This window comes from Streptomyces sp. NPDC050528, assembly GCF_044457795.1.
Taxonomy (GTDB): Bacteria; Actinomycetota; Actinomycetes; order Streptomycetales; family Streptomycetaceae; genus Streptomyces.
This window is the reverse complement of the sequence record NZ_JBITHH010000017.1, coordinates 59,080-80,966: the sequence shown is the minus strand read 5'-3', so window position 1 is coordinate 80,966 and position 21,887 is coordinate 59,080. Positions and strand designations below refer to the sequence as shown.

At 71.1% G+C, this 21,887-nt stretch carries 19 protein-coding genes and 2 tRNA genes; 7 read left to right on the top strand and 14 right to left on the bottom strand.

The window, feature by feature from the left end:
- Positions 1-5: 5 nt before the first annotated feature.
- The 6 genes from ACIBK4_RS43190 to ACIBK4_RS43165 all read right to left on the bottom strand — a co-directional run bounded on the left by ACIBK4_RS43190 (position 6) and on the right by ACIBK4_RS43165 (position 5,656).
- Positions 6-1,664, bottom strand: coding sequence for an ATP-binding protein (locus tag ACIBK4_RS43190; RefSeq protein ID WP_399004383.1), 1,659 nt, complete (start codon positions 1,662-1,664; stop codon positions 6-8).
- Positions 1,661-2,401: a response regulator transcription factor gene (locus ACIBK4_RS43185; protein WP_019054929.1), complete on the bottom strand. Its 741-nt coding sequence runs from the start codon at positions 2,399-2,401 to the stop codon at positions 1,661-1,663. Before ACIBK4_RS43185 ends, ACIBK4_RS43190 begins: the two co-directional genes overlap by 4 nt.
- 220 nt (positions 2,402-2,621) lie before the next feature.
- A complete protein-coding gene (locus tag ACIBK4_RS43180) occupies positions 2,622-3,500 on the bottom strand; it encodes an amidohydrolase family protein (protein ID WP_399004380.1) in 879 nt (292 codons plus the stop codon).
- Entirely contained in the window at positions 3,497-3,958 is a 462-nt protein-coding gene (locus ACIBK4_RS43175; protein ID WP_399004378.1) for an antibiotic biosynthesis monooxygenase family protein, read from the bottom strand. The genes ACIBK4_RS43180 and ACIBK4_RS43175 overlap by 4 nt, the downstream gene beginning before the upstream one ends.
- 339 nt (positions 3,959-4,297) lie before the next feature.
- Positions 4,298-5,206, bottom strand: a complete 909-nt coding sequence (locus ACIBK4_RS43170; RefSeq protein ID WP_399004376.1) for a DUF2797 domain-containing protein — start codon at positions 5,204-5,206, stop codon at positions 4,298-4,300.
- A 36-nt stretch (positions 5,207-5,242) separates the two neighbouring features.
- Positions 5,243-5,656, bottom strand: coding sequence for an HGxxPAAW family protein (locus ACIBK4_RS43165; RefSeq protein ID WP_399004375.1), 414 nt, complete (start codon positions 5,654-5,656; stop codon positions 5,243-5,245).
- Positions 5,657-5,793: 137 nt separating this feature from the next.
- Here ACIBK4_RS43165 and ACIBK4_RS43160 point away from each other — a divergent pair, with 137 nt between their 5' ends.
- Together ACIBK4_RS43160 and ACIBK4_RS43155 are read left to right on the top strand one after the other, a co-directional pair.
- A complete protein-coding gene (locus ACIBK4_RS43160; protein WP_366435125.1) occupies positions 5,794-6,276 on the top strand; it encodes a MarR family transcriptional regulator in 483 nt (160 codons plus the stop codon).
- A 160-nt stretch (positions 6,277-6,436) separates the two neighbouring features.
- Positions 6,437-6,904, top strand: a complete 468-nt coding sequence (locus tag ACIBK4_RS43155; protein ID WP_399004372.1) for a GtrA family protein — start codon at positions 6,437-6,439, stop codon at positions 6,902-6,904.
- On the opposite strand, the gene ACIBK4_RS43150 is transcribed toward ACIBK4_RS43155, so the two are convergent.
- Complete coding sequence (locus ACIBK4_RS43150; protein WP_399004370.1) at positions 6,888-7,850, bottom strand: phosphotransferase family protein; 963 nt, start codon at positions 7,848-7,850, stop codon at positions 6,888-6,890. The genes ACIBK4_RS43155 and ACIBK4_RS43150 overlap by 17 nt on opposite strands.
- A gap of 25 nt (positions 7,851-7,875) precedes the next feature.
- Positions 7,876-8,814: a cupin domain-containing protein gene (locus ACIBK4_RS43145; protein WP_399004368.1), complete on the bottom strand. Its 939-nt coding sequence runs from the start codon at positions 8,812-8,814 to the stop codon at positions 7,876-7,878.
- A gap of 111 nt (positions 8,815-8,925) precedes the next feature.
- Between ACIBK4_RS43145 and ACIBK4_RS43140 the strand changes: the two genes are divergently transcribed.
- Positions 8,926-9,783: an NmrA family NAD(P)-binding protein gene (locus tag ACIBK4_RS43140; protein WP_399004366.1), complete on the top strand. Its 858-nt coding sequence runs from the start codon at positions 8,926-8,928 to the stop codon at positions 9,781-9,783.
- Positions 9,780-10,238: a nuclear transport factor 2 family protein gene (locus tag ACIBK4_RS43135; protein ID WP_399004364.1), complete on the top strand. Its 459-nt coding sequence runs from the start codon at positions 9,780-9,782 to the stop codon at positions 10,236-10,238. The genes ACIBK4_RS43140 and ACIBK4_RS43135 overlap by 4 nt, the downstream gene beginning before the upstream one ends.
- Before the next feature lie 392 nt (positions 10,239-10,630).
- Here ACIBK4_RS43135 and ACIBK4_RS43130 read toward each other — a convergent pair whose 3' ends face one another.
- The 3 genes from ACIBK4_RS43130 to ACIBK4_RS43120 form a co-directional block, all read right to left on the bottom strand.
- Entirely contained in the window at positions 10,631-10,852 is a 222-nt protein-coding gene (locus tag ACIBK4_RS43130; RefSeq protein ID WP_033285538.1) for a hypothetical protein, read from the bottom strand.
- A gap of 261 nt (positions 10,853-11,113) precedes the next feature.
- A tRNA-Arg gene (locus ACIBK4_RS43125) sits at positions 11,114-11,186 on the bottom strand.
- 206 nt (positions 11,187-11,392) lie between these two features.
- Positions 11,393-11,483: transfer RNA gene (locus ACIBK4_RS43120), tRNA-Ser, on the bottom strand.
- Between the two features lie 168 nt (positions 11,484-11,651).
- Here ACIBK4_RS43120 and ACIBK4_RS43115 point away from each other — a divergent pair.
- Positions 11,652-12,155 carry an SSI family serine proteinase inhibitor gene (locus ACIBK4_RS43115; RefSeq protein WP_399004362.1) on the top strand — a complete coding sequence of 168 codons (504 nt, stop codon included), beginning with the start codon at positions 11,652-11,654 and terminating at the stop codon, positions 12,153-12,155.
- Positions 12,156-12,319: 164 nt separating this feature from the next.
- Positions 12,320-16,717 carry a PAS domain-containing protein gene (locus ACIBK4_RS43110; RefSeq protein ID WP_399004360.1) on the top strand — a complete coding sequence of 1,466 codons (4,398 nt, stop codon included), beginning with the start codon at positions 12,320-12,322 and terminating at the stop codon, positions 16,715-16,717.
- A gap of 52 nt (positions 16,718-16,769) precedes the next feature.
- On the opposite strand, the gene ACIBK4_RS43105 is transcribed toward ACIBK4_RS43110, so the two are convergent.
- On the bottom strand, positions 16,770-17,348 hold the full coding sequence (locus ACIBK4_RS43105) for a TetR family transcriptional regulator (RefSeq protein WP_399004358.1): 579 nt from the start codon (positions 17,346-17,348) through the stop codon (positions 16,770-16,772).
- A 190-nt stretch (positions 17,349-17,538) separates the two neighbouring features.
- On the opposite strand from ACIBK4_RS43105, the gene ACIBK4_RS43100 reads away from it, so the two are divergent.
- Positions 17,539-18,750, top strand: coding sequence for an MFS transporter (locus ACIBK4_RS43100; protein ID WP_399004356.1), 1,212 nt, complete (start codon positions 17,539-17,541; stop codon positions 18,748-18,750).
- Positions 18,751-18,876: 126 nt separating this feature from the next.
- Here ACIBK4_RS43100 and ACIBK4_RS43095 read toward each other — a convergent pair whose 3' ends face one another.
- Complete coding sequence (locus tag ACIBK4_RS43095; protein WP_399004354.1) at positions 18,877-20,553, bottom strand: long-chain fatty acid--CoA ligase; 1,677 nt, start codon at positions 20,551-20,553, stop codon at positions 18,877-18,879.
- A gap of 212 nt (positions 20,554-20,765) precedes the next feature.
- On the bottom strand, positions 20,766-21,269 hold the full coding sequence (locus tag ACIBK4_RS43090) for a SigE family RNA polymerase sigma factor (protein ID WP_399004653.1): 504 nt from the start codon (positions 21,267-21,269) through the stop codon (positions 20,766-20,768).
- Positions 21,270-21,887: the final 618 nt, after the last annotated feature.

Genomic DNA, 21,887 nt, shown 5'->3' with positions numbered 1-21,887 from the left:
TCTCCTCAAGCGCCCTGTTGCACCCATGTGGTGGCACTGTGCTGTGCCTGTGAGTGCGATTGCCAATTCGTTTCGGGGGCGGGCGTGGGCACAGCCGGTGCGAGCGCGGGCAGATGCACGGTGAACACCGTGCGTCCGGGAACGCTGTCCACGGTGACCGCGCCACCGTGTGCGGTCGCGACCGCCTGCACGATGGCGAGACCCAGTCCGGTCGATCCCGTGGAGCGGGAGCGCGCCGAGTCGCCGCGCGCGAACCGCTCGAAGACATGCGGCAGCAAATCGGGCGGGATGCCCTGGCCGTTGTCCTCGACGTCCACGCACATCCACGGCCCGCGCCGCTGTACGCGGGCGGTGATCGTCGTACCGGGCGGGGTGTGCTTGCGGGCGTTGCCCAGCAGGTTGATGAGCACCTGCTGGATACGGGCCGCGTCCGCCGACACGAGGGCCGGTTCGTCGGGCAGGTCGAGCCGCCAGTTGTGGTCCATGCCGGCCGCGCGCGAGTCGCTGATGGTGTCCACGACGAGCGGGATGAGGTCGGTCTGGTCGAACTGCAGCGGTCTGCCCGCGTCGAGCCGGGCGAGGAGCAGCAGATCCTCCACGAGGAGGGTCATACGGCCCGCTTCGGACTCGATGCGGCCGAGGGCGTGCTTGGTGTCGGGGCCGGTCTGTTCGCGCCCGCGGCGCGTCAGTTCGGCGTAACCGCGGATCGACGCGAGTGGCGTACGCAGCTCATGACTGGCGTCGGCCACGAACTGCCGTACCCGCATCTCGCTCTGCTGTCTGGCGTGCAGGGCGCCGTGGACGTGGTCGAGCATCCGGTTGAGCGCGGCGCCGACCTGGCCGACCTCGGTGTGCGGGTCGGTCTCGGACTCGGGGACGCGTTCGTTGAGGGTGACTTCGCCGGTGTGGAGCGGGAGTTCGGAGACGCGGGTGGCCGTGGCGGCGACGCGGCGGAGGGGGCGGGTGGCGACGCCGACGAGGACGTAGCCGGCGATGGCGGCGGCCACGAGGCCGGCGGCGGTGACGCTCACCTCGACGAGGATCAGCGTGTTGATGGTGCTCTCGGTGTCCGAGGTGGGGATGGCGACGTAGTAGCTGCCGTTGATACCGCTGACGTACTTGACGCGGTAGTCACCCAGCCCGGGGAGCTCCACGGTGTGCGCATGGGTGTCCTGCGTGACCTCGTTGAGCGCGCTCTTCTGCGCGCTGGTGAGCGCCACGGGGGTCATGTTGAAGACGCCGCTGCTGCTGTCCTTCTTCTTCTCGCCGACCTTGCCGTCGGTGATGGAACCGTTCGTGACGCTCGCGATGACGGTGCCTTCCGGCTGCGGCCCGCGGGCGACGAAGTCGGCGAGGACGACGGGCTTGCCCTTCTGCTGGGCCGCCTTGCTCTGCTGAGCCGTCTTGCTCTGCTGGTCGGGCGGGGCATCGTCCTTGCCCTCACCGGGCGGCCCGAAGCCACCCGAGGCACGGGCCGACACCTCGCCGAGCCGGTCGTCGAGCTGGTCGTACAGATGGGAGCGCAGCGCCAGTGTCGTCACGGTCCCGATCACCGCGCACACCACCGCGATCAGCGTCACGGACGCGACGACGAGCCGGGTCCGCAGGGTGCGCGGCTTACCCGCTCGTTTCTTCTGCGCACGCGGCCGTCGTCGCCCGCTCATGACGCCGCGGGCTTGATCAGGTAACCGGCCCCACGCCGGGTGTGGATCATCGGCTCACGACCGGCGTCGATCTTGCGCCGGAGGTACGAGATGTAGAGCTCGACCACATTGGCCTGCCCACCGAAGTCGTACGACCACACGCGGTCGAGGATCTGCGCCTTGCTGAGTACACGCCGGGGATTACGCATGAGGAAGCGCAGCAGTTCGAACTCGGTCGCGGTGAGGTGGATGCCCTCGCCGGCCCGCGACACCTCGTGGCTGTCCTCGTCGAGGGTGAGGTCACCGACGACGAGCACGGAGTCCGAACGGCGGTCGGCGGCACCGGAGCGGCGGATCAGTCCGCGCAGCCGGGCGACGACCTCTTCGAGGCTGAAGGGCTTGGTGACGTAGTCGTCGCCGCCGGCGGTGAGCCCGGCGATACGGTCCTCGACGGCGTCCTTCGCCGTCAGGAACAGCACCGGGACGTCCGGCAGCTCGCGGCGCATGCGTCCGAGAACGGTGAGGCCGTCCATGTCCGGCAGCATCATGTCGAGGACGACTGCGTCGGGCCGGAACTCGCGCGCGGTCTGGATCGCGCCGGTCCCGTCACCCGCGCTTCTGATCTGCCAGCCCTCGTATCGGAGGGCCATGGACAGCAGCTCGGTGATCGACAGCTCGTCGTCCACCACAAGCACTCGGACGGGGCTCCCGTCCGGCCTCAGCAGTTCGGTGCGCCCCTGGGGCGAGGTCGTGGTCATAGTGGACACCTTGTCGGGGTCCTCTAAGAGCACGCTTTCTAGAGTCTGTGATTTTCCTGAGAAACTCACAGGGACCACTCAGGGAACGCCTTGGAACCGCTTGCTCAACGCTCATCCAGCGGTCATGGAGCCGTGCATCCCTCGCATACCCGCCCCGGTCTCCCCGGTATCTGCACGTTCTCCTCGCATCACCCGTACCGGCCGGACTCTCAGCCTCCCCTCACGCTGCGAACAGCCGCGCCCCGTTGTCGTGGCAGACCGCCCGCAGCCAGTCGTCCCCGAGGTCCAGCCGCTCCAGGGCGTACAGCTGGTGAAGGTAGGGATACGGAATGTTCGGGAAGTCGCTGCCGAGCAGCACGCGGTCGCCGAGGGCGGCCAGCCGGGGGAGCGCACCGGGCGGGAAGGGCGCGAGGCGTTCGCTGAAGTCCGTGAACGACATCGTCGTGTCCAGCCGCACCTCGCCGTACCGCTCGGCCAGGTCCAGGAAGTCCTCGTACTCCGGCATCCCCATGTGCGCGATCACCAGCCGCAGCCGGGGGTGCCGGGCCAGCACCCGCCGGATCGGCTCGGGCCCGGTGTGCTTGCCGGGCGCGGGTCCCGATCCGCAGTGGATCACGACGGGCGTCCCGCTCTCGGCGAGCAACCCCCAAGCCGGGTCGAGCAGTTCGTCGGCCGGATCGTACGCCCCGACCTGCACATGCGCCTTGAACACCCGCGCCCCGGAGTCCAGCGCGGCCCGCACATACTCCCCGACTCCCGGCTCCGGAAAGAGAGTCGAGGTGTGCAGACAGTCGGGGGTGCGGGCGGCGAAGTCGACGGCCCAGCCATTCAGCCACTCGGCCATCCCGGGCTTGTGCGGATAGAGCATGGCGGTGAAAGCGCGTACTCCGAACTCCCTTATCAGCGCGACCCGTTCCGCCTCCTCCCGCCGGTAGGTGATCGGCCACTCCAGCTGTCCACCGGTCGCCGGCCCGAGCGCGTCGAAGTAGTCCCAGACCTTGCGCAGCACCCGCTCGGGCATGAAGTGCGTGTGCACGTCGACGAGCCCGGGGAGGCCCAATCGCCCCCAGAACGCCCGCACTTCGGCGGCTTCGGTCATACCTGTGCTCCTGTTTCCGCTACGGCTTCGACGCGGGCGCCGGTTATGGCCCCGGCCCGCGCGCTCGCTTCCGCTTCCGCGCCCCGCTCGAATCCCCGGCTGTACTCGACCCTGGCGATATGCAGCGAGTACCGCTCGTACCAGTGCTCCCGCCCATACTCCTTCGCCGCCCGATGCTCCGTGTGCGCCCGCCACGCCTCGATCCCGGCGAGGTCCCGGAAGTAGGCGACGGTGATCCCCAACCCACCCGGCACCCGGGCGGAGTCCTCCCCGAGGAACCCGGGAATCTCCTTCACCAACTCACCCATCCGGTCGGCCGTCGCTCCGTATCCGTTGTCGCCATCGGTGCGGAGGGAGGTGAAGACGACGGCGTAGTACGGGGGTTGGTGGGCGGGGACGGGGGTGGGGGCGGGGGCGGGTATGGGTGCCGGGACAGGTGCAATGCCGTGATCGCTCATGTCAGCCACGATCCGTCCCGACCCCGAGCGGAGTCCACCGGCTTACCGAAAGGGATCCGTGGGGGATCCAAGTCTTGACCCTTGTGGGGTGGGGTGGGGCGGGGCAGGTGTAGCGCGGCTCGGTTACAGCGCAGGGCGGGGCAGGTGCGGCGCGGACGAAGGGGTTGCTGGCGCAGGGCGGGGCGAGTGCAGCCCGGTGCGACGGCCACGCCGACTTCGGCGGCCCCCACCCCGCGCTCCGCCAGCAACCCCTTCGTCCACCCTCAACTCCCGCCCACAACCGCACTCCCTGTTCCGCCCCCGGCTCCCCGCTCCACCCGCACCACCGCGCCCCCACCCTCAGAACAACCCCTCCTGCACCCCCGGCGCCTCCCGCCTGAACTCCCGTACCGGCACGGTGAATCCACCCGTGTCACCCCCGGAGGAACCGGCCGGGATCAGCTCCCACCCCGTCATCAGCCGGGTGTCGAGCACGATCACGCCCCGCACGGTCGCGAGGTGGAGGTCCGGTCCCGCCGCCGCTACGACCTCCCCGCTCACCACCCCGCCCGCGACGAGCCCACTCACCTCACCCACAGCGGAAGGCAGTCCCGCGAGGCCGAACACCTCGACGTGGTCCACAGGGCAATACGGCTCGCGGTGGAGCGACTCCGGCCATTCGCGCAGCGCGACCGCGCGGGCGTGCAGGTCGGCGATCTCGGCCGCCCGCTCCGCCGCCGACCCCGGCAACACGGAACGGACGGCGCGCTTCTCGCCGTAGGGAATCCGGTCCGGCACCCGGAGGGCGGCCCGCAGCAACTCCTCCGAGCGCCGCGCCGCCATCAGCGGGCCGAGGCCCAGCCAGGTGAAGCAGACGGCGCCCTGTTCAAGGAGCCGGGCGGAGCCGCGTTCTTCGGCGGTGATGCCGACTTTGAGCAGGCCGGGGCCGAACCAGGCCAGATATACGTGGTACGGCCGCGGGTCGTCCGCGATCGTGTCGGCGGCCACCGAGTGCGCCCGGTCCAGCCGCGCGCACTCCTCGCACCGCGCTCCCGTGCTCCGCTCCGGCACGGCCGTCCGCACCGGGCAGGGATTCCCCCGCGCCCCCACACATGTCCGCCCGCCCCCTTCCGCGACCTCGAAGGCCACCCGCTTCCCCCGGGGCAACGGGCTCCCGCGCCCGCCGTCCCACTTCAGCTCGGGACCGTCCGCCGCCCACCGCAGCCCCGAGCACTTCCATGTCTGTGATGCCCGTGATGTCTGTGCCATCGCTCACGAGACTAGACGGCCCCACTGACAACGGCGTCAGCCTGCGGTTTCACCGGCCGGGGCGGACTCACGGGACACGACCGCACCCTCCTCGACCGCACGCTCCTCGACCGCACGCTCCTCGACGGCACATTCCTCCACCACCCGCCCCCGACCCCGCCCCGCCAGCCGGCACCCGACACACCCGGCATGCCCCGCCCGCGCCGACGGGTCCCGCACCCGCATCCCCCACTGCTCCCGGTCCCGGCGCCCGGGCGGCTTGCCCCAGCCGGTGAGATGGAGTGCCCAGGTGACCAGGACGCTCACCGCGACGATCCCCAGCCCGCCCCCGATCAGCAGGGCCGACACCGTGCACACCCCCACCCCCGCGACGGTCGACCCGACGGTCGCGATCCCGAATCCGGTCCAGCCCGCGACCGTATGCCCCTCGTCATACTGATGTGCGCTCATGTGCGGCCTCCCTCGAAGCCAGTTCGAAGCCCGGACGGACTCGAAGCCCAGATGGACTCGAAGCCCGGACGGACAGCAGGTCTCTCACTTCCTAAGAAGTTTAGGATAGAAACCTCTCACAAGCTAAGGCAATAACAATGCAAGCCAAGCCTCGCCCCACCGCCACCCCGGCCCAGGCGCTGGACGCGATGGACTCCCTCATCGCCAACGCCCAGCTCGGCCAGCACGAGATGGCCGAGCGGCTGGGTCTGAACGTCACCGATCTGCTCTGTTTCGGCTGTGTTCTCAAGGCCGGCGAGAACCTCCTCACCGCGGGCGACCTCGCCGAACACGCCCACGTCACGACGGGCGCGGTGACCGGCATCCTCAACCGTCTGGAGCGCGCCGGCTTCATCACCCGCGTCCCCGACCCGACCGACCGCCGCCGCGTCCGCGTGGCCTCGGTACCGGACGCGGTGACCCGGGTCGTCGCCCTGTACGGCCCGTACTACGACCGCCTCAACGCCCTCTACGCCGACTACTCCCCCGCCGAGGTCGCCGTACTGGCCGACTGGTTCACGCGTGCGTCGGCGCTGACGCAGGACTACATCGAGGAACTCCGGGCGCGGGACGGGCGGTAAAGCGGGACGGGGGTAAACCCGACCCCGTTGGTACAGCCCGCTACACCACCGGTTCGGGAGACCGCTTCATCGTGCCCGGAACCGTACGACGGCATCGTTGACCTCAGCCGGTCAAGAGGGTCGGCGCAGGCCCAACAGCCGCCGTACGGAAGGACATCCCATGAAGCCCGGCCCGTTCGCATCCTTCGTGAGGTTCGTGGCGTGCGGTGGCGGTATCGGGGTCCTGTCCAGCCTCGCGGTACCGCTGCTCGCCGCGCTGATGCCGTGGGCGGCGGCGAACGCGCTGATCACGGTCGCCTCGACCGTCCTCTGCACGGAGTTGCACGCCCTGTTCACCTTCGGCACCGGCCGCCGCCCCGGCTGGCGCGAGCACTGGCAGTCGGCGGGCTCGGCCACGGCGGCCTACGCGGCGACGTCCGCGGCGGTCCTGATCCTCCACACGGTCCAGCCCAGCCCGGGCATGCTCACCGAACAGCTCGTCTACCTCAGCGCCTCCGCCCTCGCCGGCATCGGCCGCTTCCTGGTCCTCCGCCTGTTCGTCTTCGCCGACCACGGCACCCGCACCACGGCCATCGCGATCCCGGCACTCCCGACGCCCGTCTCCCCGGCGTTCAGCGCGGCGGCGTAAGCGGCCCACGCCCCAACAGCCCGACGCACCAACGGAAATGCCCGTCCCCGCCGTCCGTCCCCGAGACGAACAGGTCGTAGGTCGCCAGCGCATACGCACGCTGATAGAGGACGAGCGTGTCGGGCGCGTACCGGAACTCCTCGGCGAACAACCGCGTCAGCGCGACGGTGTGCCGCTCCGCGTACGGCCCGTACATGTCCCATACGGCGGCTGCCACGGCCGCCTCGAAGGCCGGATCGCCGGCGGTGGTGAAGAACCCGAAGTCGAGTACGGCGGTGGGCACACCGGTCTCGTCGACATGAATGTTGGGCGGCACGAGGTCCCCGTGCACGACACTGACCGGCCCACCGTCCGGAAGCGCCCGCAGGGAGTCCACCGTCCGCCGCACGACACCCGCGAGGTCGGGCACCCGAGCGGCAAGCAGCCCACCCCGACGCCGAACGGCACGCAGCACGAGGTCGGCGAGCGCGTCGGGAAAACGGGCGTGCCCCTCCCACAGGGGCCGATCATCCCCCTGCACGGTGAGCCGCCGCATGGCCCCGGTACCGGGCACACCGGCCAACCCGCGCAACACCGTCACCAGGGCACCGGTCTCCCGCGCGCCCAACTCCGCCCCCGGCGCCACGACCGCCGAGTCGGCGCGCAGCGGAACACCGCCCAACTCCCGTTCATAGGTGACCAGTACGCCCTCGTACTCCTCCACCCCGAGAATCTCCGGCGTCGCGAACAGCAACGACTCCGCCTCCCGCGCGATGTCCTCGTACACCCGCCGCATATGCCCCACCCCACCCGGCCGCCGCCCACTCCACACCTTCCCGACGATCCCGTCACCGAGCCGGTAGACGGCACCTTCGACCCCCGCGGCTAGGGGCCGGACGTCCTGGTGACCCCGGTCGGCGAAGTAACGGATCCAGTGGGCGGTGTGGTCTTGGCGGTGGGTGACCATGACTGGACGGGACCCCCTGGAGGTGTCAATGGGCGTGCGGATTGAGGTCGTTGGCACCGCCCGACTCCCGCTGCCGCCAACTACCCGGTGGCAGGCCGTGGTTGCGGGTGAAGGCCGCCGCGAAGGCGTACGGCGACGTGTAGCCGACCGCGCGGGAGATCGCTGTGAGGGTGAGGTCGCCGGTGCGGAGGTGGTCGCGGGCGAGGGCCATGCGCCAGTCGGTCAGGTATTGGATCGGGGTCTGGCCGAGGGCTTCGCGGAAGGTGCGGGCGAAGGCCGCCCTCGACAGGCCGCTGATCGCGGCGAGTTCGGGGACCGTCCAGGGGTGGGCGGCGTTTTCGTGGATGGCCTGGAGGGCCGCGTTCAGGCGAGGGTCCGCACAAGCCCGGTACCAGCGGGGCGCGTTGGGGTTGCATCGGAAGTCGGTGCGCAGGGCGAGGACCAGGAGGATGTCGAGGAGCCGGTCCAGCACGGTGGGGCCGCCCGGTTCGCCCGGTGCCGGTGTCGCCAACTCGTGGGACAGCAGCCCGATCACGTCCCGCAACGGATCCCCCACCGCCGCCGACAACGTCAGCACCTGCGGCAGCGCCTCCAGCAGCCCGGCCCCGATGTCACCCGAGAAGCGATAGGCCCCGCAGAGGAACACCGTCGCCCGCGGGTCCTCCGAACTCCCGTCCCGCGCATACCGGTTGCGGAACTCCTCCGGCTCCAGACACTCCGCGCCCGGCTCGTGCCCGATGTGGTGATCGGGGCCACCGCGCACGAGCGTCACCTCACCGGGTACGAGTTCCACAGCGTCGCCGGAGTCGTCCAGCCACAGCCAGCCCCGCCCCCGTACGACCGTGTGCACGGCCAGTTGGATCGACCCGGCCAGCCGCAGTCCCCACGGCGGCTCGGCCACCGTCCGCGCGAAAACGGCACCGGAGGCGCGGGCCCGCGCGAGGCGATCGTGCAGTATGTCCACCCGATCAGTATCCGTCGGACGGCCCGGTCGAGAGCACCTTCGAGCGTCTGACGCAATGAATCGAGCCCATCACGCATTGATCCGCTCACGCCCCGCTCCCACGATGGAGCCATGACTGGATCACCGCAGACCGCTCTCGTCCTCGGCGGCACCGGCCGCACCGGCTCACTCGTCGCGCGGCGGCTCGCCGAACGGGGCCTGCCCGCCCGCACCGCCGCCCGCCACGGCGCCGACGTCCCCTTCGACTGGGACGACCCGACCACCCACCCGGCCGCCCTCGCCGGCGCCGACCGCCTCTACCTCGTCACCCCCGTCCTGCGGATCTCCTACGCCGACCAGGTCGCCGCCTTCCTCGACCTCGCCGTGGCCTCGGGGGTACGTCACGTCACCTACCTGAGCGCCTACGGGGCCCAACTGGCGCCCCCGGACGTCGACATCAGCGCCGTAGAGAACGAACTGACCGCCCGGAAGACCCTCACGCACGCGATCCTGCGCCCCGCGTGGGTGATGCAGAACTTCGCCGACGCGCACCTGCCGGTCGTCGACGGAGTGATCACGGTGCCGACCGGCGGCCGTACGGAGGCCTTCGTCGACGCGGGGGACATCGCCGCCGTCGCGGTGGAGACACTGCTCGACCCCGAGGGCCATGACGGGGCGCGGTACGAGCCGACCGGGCCGCAGGCTCTCACGGTCGCCGAGGTCGCGGACACCATCACCGCGGTGACCGGCCGACCGGTCCGGCATCAGGACATCGATCCCGAGGTGTGGATCGGGGGTGCGCTCGCGGCCGGGGTCGTGCCCGCCGACTACGCGGTGATGCTGGGCTGGCTGACCGGAGCGATCATCTCCGGGAACGGTTCCACGCCCAACGACGACATCGAGAAGGTCACCGGCCGGGCGCCGACCGCCTTCGCCGACTTCGCCCGGCGCAACGCGGGCGCCTGGGCGTCCCCGGTGGAGGTGAAGTGACCGAGAACAGAGGTGAAGTGACCGAGAATATGGGCGAGTTTGCCGCGCTCGACCCTTTCTTCCGGATCGTCCAGGAAGGGCTCGCGGGGCTCGTCGACGGCGATGATTTCTTCGATCTTCTGGCCGAGGACGTGGTCGTCGAGTACGTCGTCTCCGTGCCCGGCTACCCGCGCCGGGTCGAGGGACGCGGGGCGGTGGCGGACCTGTATCGCGGCTACGGCGACGTCATGCTGCTGCACAGCGCGGACCGACTGGCCGTCCACCGGGACCCCGAGACGTCCGTGGTCGTCCTTGAGTACGCGGTGCACGGACGGGCCGTCCGCACCGGGCGGGCCTACGACAACCACTTCGTCTCCGTGCTCACCCTCAAGGACCGGAAGGTGACGCACTGGCGTGACTATCTGGACCCCGTCGCCGTGTTCCGCGCCACGGGGTGGCCGGCGGAGGGTCGCTGAGGACCAACGGGGCTTCGCCGGACCCGGGCGTCGAAAATCGGCCCGCCGCGACCTGGGAACCCGGCCCACGAAGACCGTGGAGCCGGACCCGCGATGACCATGGAAACCCGGCCCGCCGTGGCCGTGGAAGCCCGGCCCGCCTTGACTAGCCCGCCCTGCGGAAAACCTCGTCCATGTCCGAGAAGGGTGCCTGCCCGTCGTCGTACGGCAGCGTCTCGTCCTCCCCGAAGTCCGGGGCCTGGAAGGGGTTCGTCGCCGGAGGGGGCGATCCCGCACTGGACTGGCGGGACGCCCCGTCCGGGGCGGAGAACAGCGAGGTCAGGTCGATGAGAGGTCTCCCGTTCGTTACAGGCCACTAGGACCTGGTGTGCCATGAACCGGGCACAGCGGTCCTACAGCTTGCTCATCTTGGAGTACGGACTCAGGATGCGCTCCTGAACCGACCCGAAGTCGACGAGCACCGCGATTCCGTCCTCGATGCCGATGACCCGGCCGAGGCCGTACATGTCGTGTGTGACCTGGTCGCCCACGGCGAACTGCTTGGGTGCCGCCGCGGCCGGGGCCTTGAAGGGACTGGTGGGCAAATAGCGCTTCGGTGCAGCTGGCTTTGTCATTGACTCCAGTATGGGCCTAGACACGCCACTCGCTGAGGCCGTCCACATCGCTTGTTCATCACAGATCGGGCACTCGGGAACCACTTCGAGGCCCCGAACGTACCCCTCACGCCCCTGACCTGGCCCTTCCCGGAACCACCCCGGAACCACCAGAATCCGCCACCGGACTTCGAAACAACGGACGCCGGGGCATCCGCGCCAGGGACACACGAGGGACACACGCGAGAGGCCCCGGATCGCTCCGGGGCCTCTCGTCAGATGTGCACTCGGCAGGATTCGAACCTGCAACCTTCTGATCCGTAGTCAGATGCTCTATCCGTTAAGCTACGAGTGCTTGTTTTTTCTTGTTTTCCTTCGTCGTTCCCGGCCCTTCCGGGCCGCTCGCGGCGACAGGAAGAACATTACATGACTGCCGCCGCCATGTGAAATCCGTTAGCCATACCGCTTGTGAGCTGCGGAAACGGCCTCAGAACGGCCTTGCGGACGACCCCGTCGACGACCGAAGCCCCGGTCGCGTGGACCGGGGCTTCGGGTGAGGTGCGGAGGCGGAGGGATTTGAACCCTCGATGGGATTTGCGTCCCAAACCGCATTAGCAGTGCGGCGCCATAGACCGGACTAGGCGACGCCTCCAGCACAACCCCCCGCGCGAGCGCGGAAGGTGCGTGCAGATGATGACACAGACGAGCGCGGTGTCACCAATCGCCTCCCACGGTACTAGGCGGGCGGGCCGCAGAGCAAAGCCGTTGATGCCGGCCGCCGTGTCCGCAACGTCCGGGGGCGGCGGGCGTTAGTCAGGTCATGTTGCAGGTCAACCGTTTCCTCGTGATCGTCGCCGCGTCCGTCGCCACCGTCGGCTCGCTGGCCGCCGCGCCCGCCACCGCGTCCCCCGGAACTCTCCGCCCCCTCGCGCCACCACCCGTACGTGACGAGGACCGGTCCGGCGGCGACCACCTCACCGTCACCGTCCGGCACGCGGGCGGCGCGGCCGACGGGACGCACGAGCTGTACTGCCACCCCGGCGGCGGCACCCACCCGGACGTGACCGGCGCCTGCGCGGCCGTCGGCCGCAACACCCAGTGGGGAAAGGACCCCTTCGCCCCGGTCCCCCCGGACAGCATGTGCACGATGGTCTACGGCGGCCCCGCCACCGCCCATGTCACCGGCACCTGGGCCGGCCGCCCGGTCGACGCGACGTACGACCGCGGCAACGGCTGCGAGATCTCCCGCTGGAACGCGATGGTCCCGCTGCTGCCCGACCTCGGCGGCGGTCACCAGGAACACCGGGGAACGGTGGCCGGTTAGCGCTCGGTCACACGTTCTACGTCACTTCACCGTGCGACCTCCCTCTCATCTCACTCCGCGAGCACAAGGACTGCCCTTAGACTCCCTCGCGTGACACGTCGCGGGCAGGTTGGCAAGATGGCCTCCGCGGTCGGCAAGGTGCGGTAACAGGGAGGAAGCGTCTCGTGAGCAGCAGGCCATCCCGAGGCGCTGCTCGCCTCGCAGCCATACTCGACGCGCTCCCGGATGCGTTGGTGCTGGTCAACGCCAACGGGACCGTCGTCAACGCGAACACCATCGCGCTGGAGGCCTTCGAGGCGCCGGGCACCGCGCTCGTCGGGCGCGGACTGCTGGACCTGCTGCCGGAGTTCGACTCCCGGCTCATCCCCGGGTCCATGCGGCGCCCCGACTCGATGGACCCGCGCGGCCGGACCAAGCCGACCCGCATGATCGCCCGCCGCACCGACGGCTCCGAGTTCCCCGTCGAGGTCACCAGCGCCAACCTCGAAGACGGCCAGCAGGCCTACGACGGTTACGGCTACACCTCCGACGAGCTCCTGATGCTCGTCGTGCGCGACCTCTCCGGGACCGTGGACACCGAGGCCGAGCTGGCCCGTTCGCAGCGGCAGACCGAGATGATCCTGCGCGCGGCCGCCGAGGGCGTCGTAGGAACGGACACGGACGGGCGGGTCGTGCTCGTCAATCCGGCCGCCGCGCAGATCCTCGGGTACCGGGCCAGCGATCTCGGCGGCAAGGAACTGCACACGCTCGTGCTGCACTCGCGGGCGGACGGGTCGCCGTTCCCGTACGCGGAGTCGCCGCTCGCCGACACCCTGCGGTCCGGGCGCAAGCACCGGGTGCGCGGGCAGGTGCTGTTCGCCAAGAACGGGGACCGGGTCTCCGTCGACCTCACCACCGCGCCCGTGCGCGACGGCGACCAACTCGTCGGCGCCGTGATGACGTTCACCGACCGGCGGCCCTACGACTCGCTCGCCGAGGAGAAGGAGGCCGCCGACAAGCTGCACCGGGACGAGCTGGAGCGCATCGACGAGGAGCACGCCTCCGAGCTGACCTCGCTGCGCCAGAAGCACATCACCGAGCTGGAGGAGCTCCAGGAGCGGCACGAGGAGGAGCTCGCGGCGAACGAGGAGCGGTACGCGGCCCTCGGCGAGCGCGAGAAGGACCGGTTCGAGGAACTGGCCGGCCGGCACGAGCAACTCCTCACGCTGCTCGGGCGGTCGTTGCGCGGCCCCCTCGACGAACTGCGCCGGGAACTGGCCGCGTTGGCCGCCGATGACGCGGGGCAGCTGTGGCCCGAGGCCAATCAGGTTCTCCATCATCTGTCGGCGGGTTACTCGCGTATCACGCAGCTCATCGACAACGTGCTGGGTTACCAGCGGCTGGAGACCGGCGACGGGGAACTCGCCCGTACGAAAGTGATGTTGGACGCGGTGGTCGCGGCCGGTGTCGACGGGGCCGTGGAGCTGATCGGGCCCGGGCGGGTGCAGTTCGCCGTGCACGCCCCGCCCATCGAGGCCGAGGTCGACCCGGTGCTCCTCGCGACCGCGCTCGCGCATCTCGTCGCGGATGTCGCGGGGGTCGACGCGACCGGCAACTCGCCTGTTTCCGCAGGCGGTTACATGGACAACACGGTCGTCGTGGCGGCGGCGCAGCGCGGTGAGGTCGTACGGATCGAGGTGCGCGGGCCGTATGCCGGGGGAGACCCGGTGCACGAGCCGATCGTGCGCGGGATCGTGCGGGCGCACGGCGGTGTGCTGCAGACGCACGACGTGCCCGGGATGAGCGGCAGCGCGTATGTGCTGGAGGTGCCCATCGGGGGCGGGGCGGGGGCCGTCGCGGCTCCGGCCGCGACCGGTGGCGGCGCCGAACTCGCCCTGCCCGAGCAGGCGTCCGGCACCAGCGGGCGGCGGCGGGCGCGGCGGTCCTCCGTGGACGCGTTCCTGGAGAGCGAGGTGCCGGGGGCCGATGACACGGGTGGCTCCGGCGGCTCCGGTGGTGAGGCCGCGGTGCCCACCGGGCGGCGCAGGAGGCGTGCGGGCGACGAGTCGGCCGCTGCGGAAGCGGGCGGCGACGGTGCGTCCAGCGGTACCGGGCGGCGGCGCGGGCGCGCGGCCGACGGTGACTCCGAGGGTGTGGCCGGGGGTGTCTCCGAGGGCGCTGTGATGACGGCGGCGGAGCATGCCGCCGGGACCGCGGCTTCGGGTACGGGGCTGGGTGGCACGGTGTCGCCTCGCGGTGTGCCTGTGGGTGGTGAGCGGCAGGCGTTGCCGGCCGCCGCGTTGCCCGCGGGCGGCTCCGCCGACGACTCCGGTGGTGCTGACGACTCCGGTGGCGAGGACGGGCAGCCGACCGGGCGTCGGCGGCGGGCCCTGGCGGCCGCGGCCGAGCGGGCCGCCGCGCAGGAGGCGGGGGCGCGGACCGTGTTCGCGTTGCCGCCGGCCGAGGCCGATCGGACGCCGGACGTCGCTGCGGCAACGGCCGCGCAGGCGCCGGGAGTTGCGCAGGCTCCGGGAGTTCCGGTGGTGCCCGGGCAGGTTCCCGGAGGTGTTCCTGGTGGGCATCCCGGTGACGACGGGCGGCACGATGCCGTTCCGGTCGATCAGAGTGACGATCACACTCCGCCTCAGCCTCATCCCGCGAGCGCGCCAACCGGGCGGCGGCGTCGGGCTGTTGCCCAGCCGCAGCCTCAACAGCAGGCGCAGGGTGGGGAGTCGGTGCCCGTGCAGGCCGGGGCCCCGGTTCAGGCCGGTGTCGAGGTGCAGGGGCAGGGGCAACCCGGTGCGGTGGTTTCGGCGCAGGGGACGGCCGGGCAGGGGCAGCAGGGGCAGCAGGGGGTTCCGGCGCGGGTCGGTGGCGGGCAGCAACAGGGCGTTGCGCAGGCGGGAGTTGGGCAGCCCGGTGCCGCTGTGCAGCTTGCTCCCGCGCAGGGGCTTCCCGGCCCGGGGCAGGCTCCGGCGGGGCAGCCGTTGCCTGCCGAGGCGGTTCCCGGGCAGGGGATTCCGGCTCAGGGGAACCCCGGGCAGCCGGTCGCGCCGCAGGGGATTCAGGGGCAGGGACATCCCGGCCAGCCTGTCTCGCCTCAGGGGATCCCGGGGCAAGCCGCCCCCGGTGTTCCCGGTCAGCCGATTCCGCCGCAGGGGATTCCCGGTCAGGCCGTGCCCGCGCAAGGGCTGCCGGCTCAGGGGACGCAGGGGCAGCCCGTCTCCCCGCACGGCATTCCCGGTCAAGTCGCCCCCGTTCAGGGGCAGTCCGGTGAGCCGGTGCCGCCGCAGGCCCTGCCCGCCGCGCAGCCGACGCCGGCCGCGGCTCCGGCACCCGTCGCGGCGAACGGCGCCGAGACCGCCGTAGCGCCGAACGCGGTCCCGAATCCGCAGCCGAACCCGAACACGCCCGCGCCCGGGACTCCCGTGCCCGCGCAGGCGCGTGCCGCTCAGCCGCTTCCCGCTGAGGCCGCCGCGCCCATTGATCCCAACTCCACTCAGGGGCGGGCGATCAGTGTGCGGACGTTGGGGCAGGGGGTGCCGTTCACGCGGCAGGCCGCTCAGGTGCAGGTGCCCACCGCCACGCCCACGCCTCCGCCGCATCAATCGGGCGGCCGGCGACGGAAGTTGGGGACGCGGCCCGAGGCCGCCGGTGGGGTGCCGGAGCCGAGTGAGCGGGCTCAGCAGCCGTCCATGGCCGGGCAGTCGCGGCTCGCGCAGATGACCGAGGGGGCCGGGCGGTCGTACGCCATAGGAGCACCGGACGAGAACGCGGCCGAGGGGCCGGAGCCGTTGGACGGGCCGGGCGGGGCCGTTGAGATCGCGGATACGCCCAGGCCGCAGCCGCTCGACGACGAGTTGCCGCCCGAGCCGCTGGACAATCCGCGGCGGCTGCTCGTGTGGCCCGCGCCGGACGTGACGACCACGCAGGCGCTGAGCGACCGCGGTTACCGGCCGGTCATCGTGCACTCGCGCGAGGAGGTCGATGCGCAGATCGCCGCGTTCCCGGCGGCGCTGTTCGTGGACCCGTTGACCGGGCCGATCACGCGGACGGCGTTGCAGTCGTTGCGGCAGGCGGCCGTCGCGGCCGAGGTGCCGGTGCTCGTGACCGCCGGGCTGGGGCAGGCCACGCGTGAGGCGGCCTACGGTGCCGATCCCGCCGTTCTGCTGAAGGCGCTGGCGCCTCGGGACAGTGAGCAGCATCCGCCGCGGGTGCTGTTGATCGAGGAGCACGCGGAGATCGCGCTGGCGCTGACGGCGACGTTGGAGCGGCGCGGGATGCAGGTGGCCCGGGCCGCGAGTGATGCCGATGCGGTGACTCTGGCGGGGCAACTGCGGCCCAATCTTGTGGTCATGGACCTGTTGCAGGTGCACAAGCGGCGGGCCGGGATCGTCGACTGGCTGCGGGCCAACGGGCAGCTCAACCGCACGCCGCTCGTTGTGTACACGGCTGCGGTGGACCAGGCCGATCTGCCTCGGCTGGCGTCGGGTGAGACGGTGCTCTTCCTTGCCGAGCGGTCTACGAGTACCGAGGTTCAGTCGCGGATCGTGGACCTGCTCGCCCGGATCGGTACCAACTAACCCCAACTATCGGTCGGGGGCTGCTAGTTGGCCAACTACCGTTCGGGGGCGGCTACTTGGCGACCAGTCGCCGCGCCGCCTCCTTGATGGACTCGCGGAGCCGGTCCCGGTCCGTGTCGTCCGCGCCCACCAGGACGCGGCGCATCTGCGGTACCACGACACCCCAGTTGGCCATCGCGACCAGCAGGAAGAGGAGGTCGCGGGCCGGGATCGCGTCGCTCACGACACCCCGGTCCTGGCCGTCCTGGAGCGCGGCGACCTTGAACGCGTAGTGCTGCTGGCGCTCGGCCTCGTCGGGCAGTTCGGCGGTGCCGTACTCCAGGCCCTCCCAGAAGAGGAGGCGGAGGACTTCGGGGTGGGCCGCGTGGTAGTCCATGAGCCGGTCGATCCAGCCCTCGATGTCGTCGGGGTCGACGGGGAGTTGGACGGCCAGGTCGAGCATGGACCTGCCGAGGACCTGCGTGAACAGCTCCGCCTTGTTGCCGAAGTAGGCGTAGATCAGCTGCTTGTTGGCCTTGGCCTCGGTGGCGATGCGGTCGATGCGGGCGCCCGCGATGCCGTGCCGCGCGAACTCGGCGACCGCCGCCTCGAAGATCCGGGCCTTGGTGGCCTCGGGGTCTCTGACTCCCATGCGGCCAGGGTACTCGGGAGGCGGCGGTAACCAACTATTTGGTTGACAGGGAATTCCGGGGCGCCGCATGCTGTTCCAGCTGCCAACCAACCAGTTAGTTGCTAGAGCCGACCGGGAGCTTTCGTGGACGTGCCCGGAGTCTTCGTGGGCGGCTCGCGAGTCCCGCAGGTCTGAAGGAGTGCCACCGCTCATGTCCTCGGCAACCATCGCGCAGACGTCGGTCGAGAGGCCGGTCCCCACGGCCGCCGACCGCCTCTTCCTCGTGCTCATCGCCGTCTGTACCGCCGTGACGGCCGCGAACATCTATCTCGCGGGCCCGCTGCTCCCCCTCATCGCGCACGACTTCGGCTCGACCCCGTCCGCCGTGGCGTGGATCGCGTCGGTCGCGCAGTTCGGCTACGCCACCGGTCTCCTCTTCTTCGCCCCGCTCGGCGACCGCGTGAACCGGCGCCCGCTGGTCGCCGCGCTCTCCGTCGCCACCACGGCGGCCCTGCTCGTCGGCGCGGCGGCCCCCGGCACCGCCGCCCTCGCGGTCGCCGTCTTCGTCGCGGCCGCCGCGACCGTCGTACCGCAACTCCTCGTCCCGCTCGTCGCCGAACGCGCCCCCGCCCACCACCGCGCCCGTCATGTCGCGGCGGTCATAGCGGGCCTGTTCACGGGGATCGTGGCCGCGCGGGTCGTCGGCAGCCTGGTCGGCCAGGCCTACGGCTGGCGGGTCGTGTTCATCGGCTCGGCCGCCCTCACCCTCGTCCTCGGCCTCGCCACCGCGTACGTCCTCCCGTCCGAGAAGCGCCGCGGCTCCGGCCCGCTCTTCGCCGGCCTCGCGGCCCTGCCGGGCCTGGTCCGCACCTCCCCCGACCTGTGGCGCGCGTGCCTGCGCCAGGCGGGGATGTTCGGCGCGTGGAGCGCCCTGTGGACGACCCTTGCCCTGCTGCTCACGAGTACGACCGGCGGTTCCTACGGCTTCTCGACCGCGACCGCCGGCCTGTTCGGGCTCTTCGGGCTGGCGGCCAGCGCGGTGGCTCCGCTCGCGGGCGGGTTCGTCGACCGGTTCGGCGCGGGGAAGGTCGTACGGTCCGCGTTTGTGCTCGCGGCGGTGTCCGTGCCGCTGTTCTGGCTGGGCGGACATGTGCTCTGGGCCCTGTTCGTCGCCGCGATCGCGATCCACGCGGCCCTGGTCGCCTCCCACGTCGCCAACCAGACCCTCGCCCTCACGACCACCTCCACCCCGGCGACCGCCAATACCGCGTACGTCGTCGCCGGGTTCACCGGGGGCGCGCTCGCCTCGTCGCTCGCGGGGCCGGCGTTCAGTCACTGGGGCTGGGGTGGGGTTTGTGTGGTGGCGGGGGTGTGGTTGGTGATCGGGTGGGTGTCGACGGCTGCGGGGGCGCGGCGACGGTGACGCCCTGCGCGTCGTCAGGGGTGTGTGCTGTCGGGGCGTGCGTTGTCGGGGCGTGCGTTGTCGGGGTGCGCGTCATCGTCGTACGACTGCTTCGAGGCCGTACGACGATGACGGGACCGTACGCGGTCAGAGCTCGGTGACGTCCAGGTCACCGTCGGCGTACCGCCTGCGCAGGACCTTCTTGTCGAACTTGCCGACGCTCGTCTTCGGGACCGCCTCGATGATCGTCCAGCGTTCCGGGAGCTGCCACTTGGCGATCTTGCCCTCGGCGGCGAGGAAGGCTCGCAGAGACGTGAAGTCCGCGGTGGAACCCTCCCGCAGGACCACGGTCGCCAGCGGGCGCTCGCCCCACTTCTCGTCGGGGACGGCGACCACGGCGGCCTCGGTGACGTCCGGGTGGGACATCAGGGCGTTCTCCAGGTCGACGGAGGAGATCCACTCGCCGCCGGACTTGATGACGTCCTTGGCGCGGTCGGTGAGGGTGAGGAAACCGTCGGGGGAAATGGTGCCGACGTCACCCGTCTTGAGCCAGCCGTCCTCGCTGAACTTGTCGGCGGGGCGCAGGGGTTCGGCGTCGGGGCCGTTGTAGTAGGCGCCGGCGATCCATGGGCCGCGTACCTCCAACTCGCCCGCGGACTCGCCGTCCCAGGGGAGGCGTTCGCCGCCGGGGCCGGAGAGGCGGGCCTCGACGCTCGCCGGGAAACGGCCCTGCGTCAGCCGGTACTCGAACTCCCGGTCCGTGCCGACCGCTTCGGCCGGCGGGCGCGAGACCGTGCCCAGCGGGGAGGTCTCCGTCATGCCCCAGGCGTGGCAGACCCGCATGCCGAGCTTGTCGAAGGCCGCCATGAGGGCGGGCGGGCAGGCCGAACCGCCGATGGTGACCTGGGTGAGCGACGAGACATCGCGGGGCTTCGCAGTGAGTTCGGCGAGCAGGCCCTGCCAGATGGTGGGGACGGCCGCCGCGTGCGTGGGGCGCTGGCTCTCGATCATCTCGGCGAGCGGTGCGGGTTGGAGGAAGCGATCCGGCATCAGCATGTTCACGCCGGTCATGAAGGTGGCGTGGGGCAAACCCCAAGCATTTACGTGGAATTGGGGCACGACCACAAGTGATGTGTCCTGGTCCGTGAGACCCATCGACTGGGTCATGTTGACCTGCATGGAGTGCAGGTAGATCGAACGGTGGCTGAAGATGACGCCCTTGGGGTCGCCCGTGGTGCCGGAGGTGTAACACATCGCGGCGGCCTGGCGTTCGTCCAGCTCGGGCCAGTCGTAGGTGGTCGGCTTGCCGGCGATGAGGTCCTCGTACTCGTGCACGCGCGCGTGGGCGCCGTCGAGGGGGGTGCGGTCGCCGGGGCCGGAGACGACGATGTGCTCGACCGTCGGCAGCTTGGGCAGCAGCGGGGCGAGCAGCGGGACCAGGGAACCGTTGACGATCACGACCCGGTCCGACGCGTGGTTGACGATCCACGCCAACTGGTCCGCCGGGAGGCGGAGGTTGAGGGTGTGCAGCACCGCACCCATGGCGGGGATCGCGAAGTATGCCTCGACGTGTTCGGCGTTGTTCCACATCAGCGTGGCCGTACGCTCGCCGTCCGCCACGCCCAGGTCCTCGCGCAGGGCGTGCGCCAGTTGGGCCGAGCGGGCACCGACCTCCGCGAAGGAACGGCGCTGCGGCTCTCCCTCACCGGTCCAGCTGATCACCTGCGATGTTCCATGGACCGTGGACCCGTGGGTCAGGATCCTGGAGATCAGCAGCGGTACGTCCTGCATGGTGCTCAGCACGGCGTCCTCCCGGGGCGACATTGCCTACGCGGTAGTAAGGGATGCGCTGATTCTGCTCACATACCGCACGGTATGTCACTAGGGATGGGTGATCGATCACTTCACGTCGCCTTGGGCTGCCGCCTTGGGCTGCCGCCGTGGGCTGCTGCCGTGGGCTGCTGCCTTGGGGTGGCGCCATGCGCTGCCGCCATGGGGTGTCGCCATGCGCTGCCGCCATACGCTGTCGCCTTGGGCTAGCGGACCAGGACCAGCTCCGGGTCCTCGCGCAGCTTGCCGAGCGCCCGCGACACCGCCGACTTCACCGTACCCACGGACACCCCGAGCACCTCGGCCGTCTGCACCTCGCTGAGGTCCTCGTAGTACCTGAGGACGACCATCGCCCGCTGCCGCTCGGGCAGCTTCGCGATCGCCCGCCACATCGCGTCGTGCAACGCCTGCTGCTCGGCCGGGTCCTCCGCGCCGCCTGCCGTCTCCGGCTCGGGCAGCTCGTCGCACGCGAACTCGTCCACCTTGCGCTTGCGCCACTGCGAGGTCCGCGTGTTCAGCAGCGCGCGGCGGACATAACCGTCCAGCGCGCGGTGGTCCTCGATCCGCTCCCAGGCGACATACGTCTTGGTCAGCGCCGTCTGCAACAGGTCCTCCGCGTCACACGCATTCGCGGTCAGCGACCGCGCGGTACGCAGCAGCACGGGCTGCCTGGCCCTCATGTACGACGCGAACGACGGGTACGTGAGCATCTGCGGCCGAGCCTGGGCCTGGGCCGAGGCCGAGGCCTGCGTACCGGTCGCGGCCTGGCTCGGGGCTTGGGTTGCGGTCTGGGGTTGGGTTCCGGCCTGGGGTTGGGTCTGCGTGGGCCGTGCGGCGGGCCGGGTGGCGCTCCGCGTGACAGGCCGTACGGCCGGCCTGGGGGCGGGCCGGGTGGTGGCTCCTACGGCGGCCCGTGCGGCGGCGTTCGACACGCTGGTGCAGACGGCTGTGGTCATGGCTCCACGCTATGAGTGACCCCCACTCCTGCGGATCGGCCGCAGGTCCCGAAGCCGACTCCGCCTCAGGTTGTAGGGGTGGGGCTGGCTACACCTCCTGAAGGTGGACGAGCGGCTCACCGGTACTGCGGGTTTACCCCTGGGGGCTTGCCTGTCCGTGGGAAGGGGGGGCGGGGGGGCAGTCACGGGGTTGGGGCGACGGGGCCGGTACGGGTGGTGAGGGCGACGGGCCCGGTGGGGTTTGGTGAGGGCAACGGGCCCGGTGGGGGTGGTGAGGGGGACGAGCCCGGTATGGGGGTGAGGGCGACGGGCCCCGGTACGGGCGGTGAAGGCGAGGGGCGCGCTGGGGTTCTTGACGGCGGTAGAAGCGTG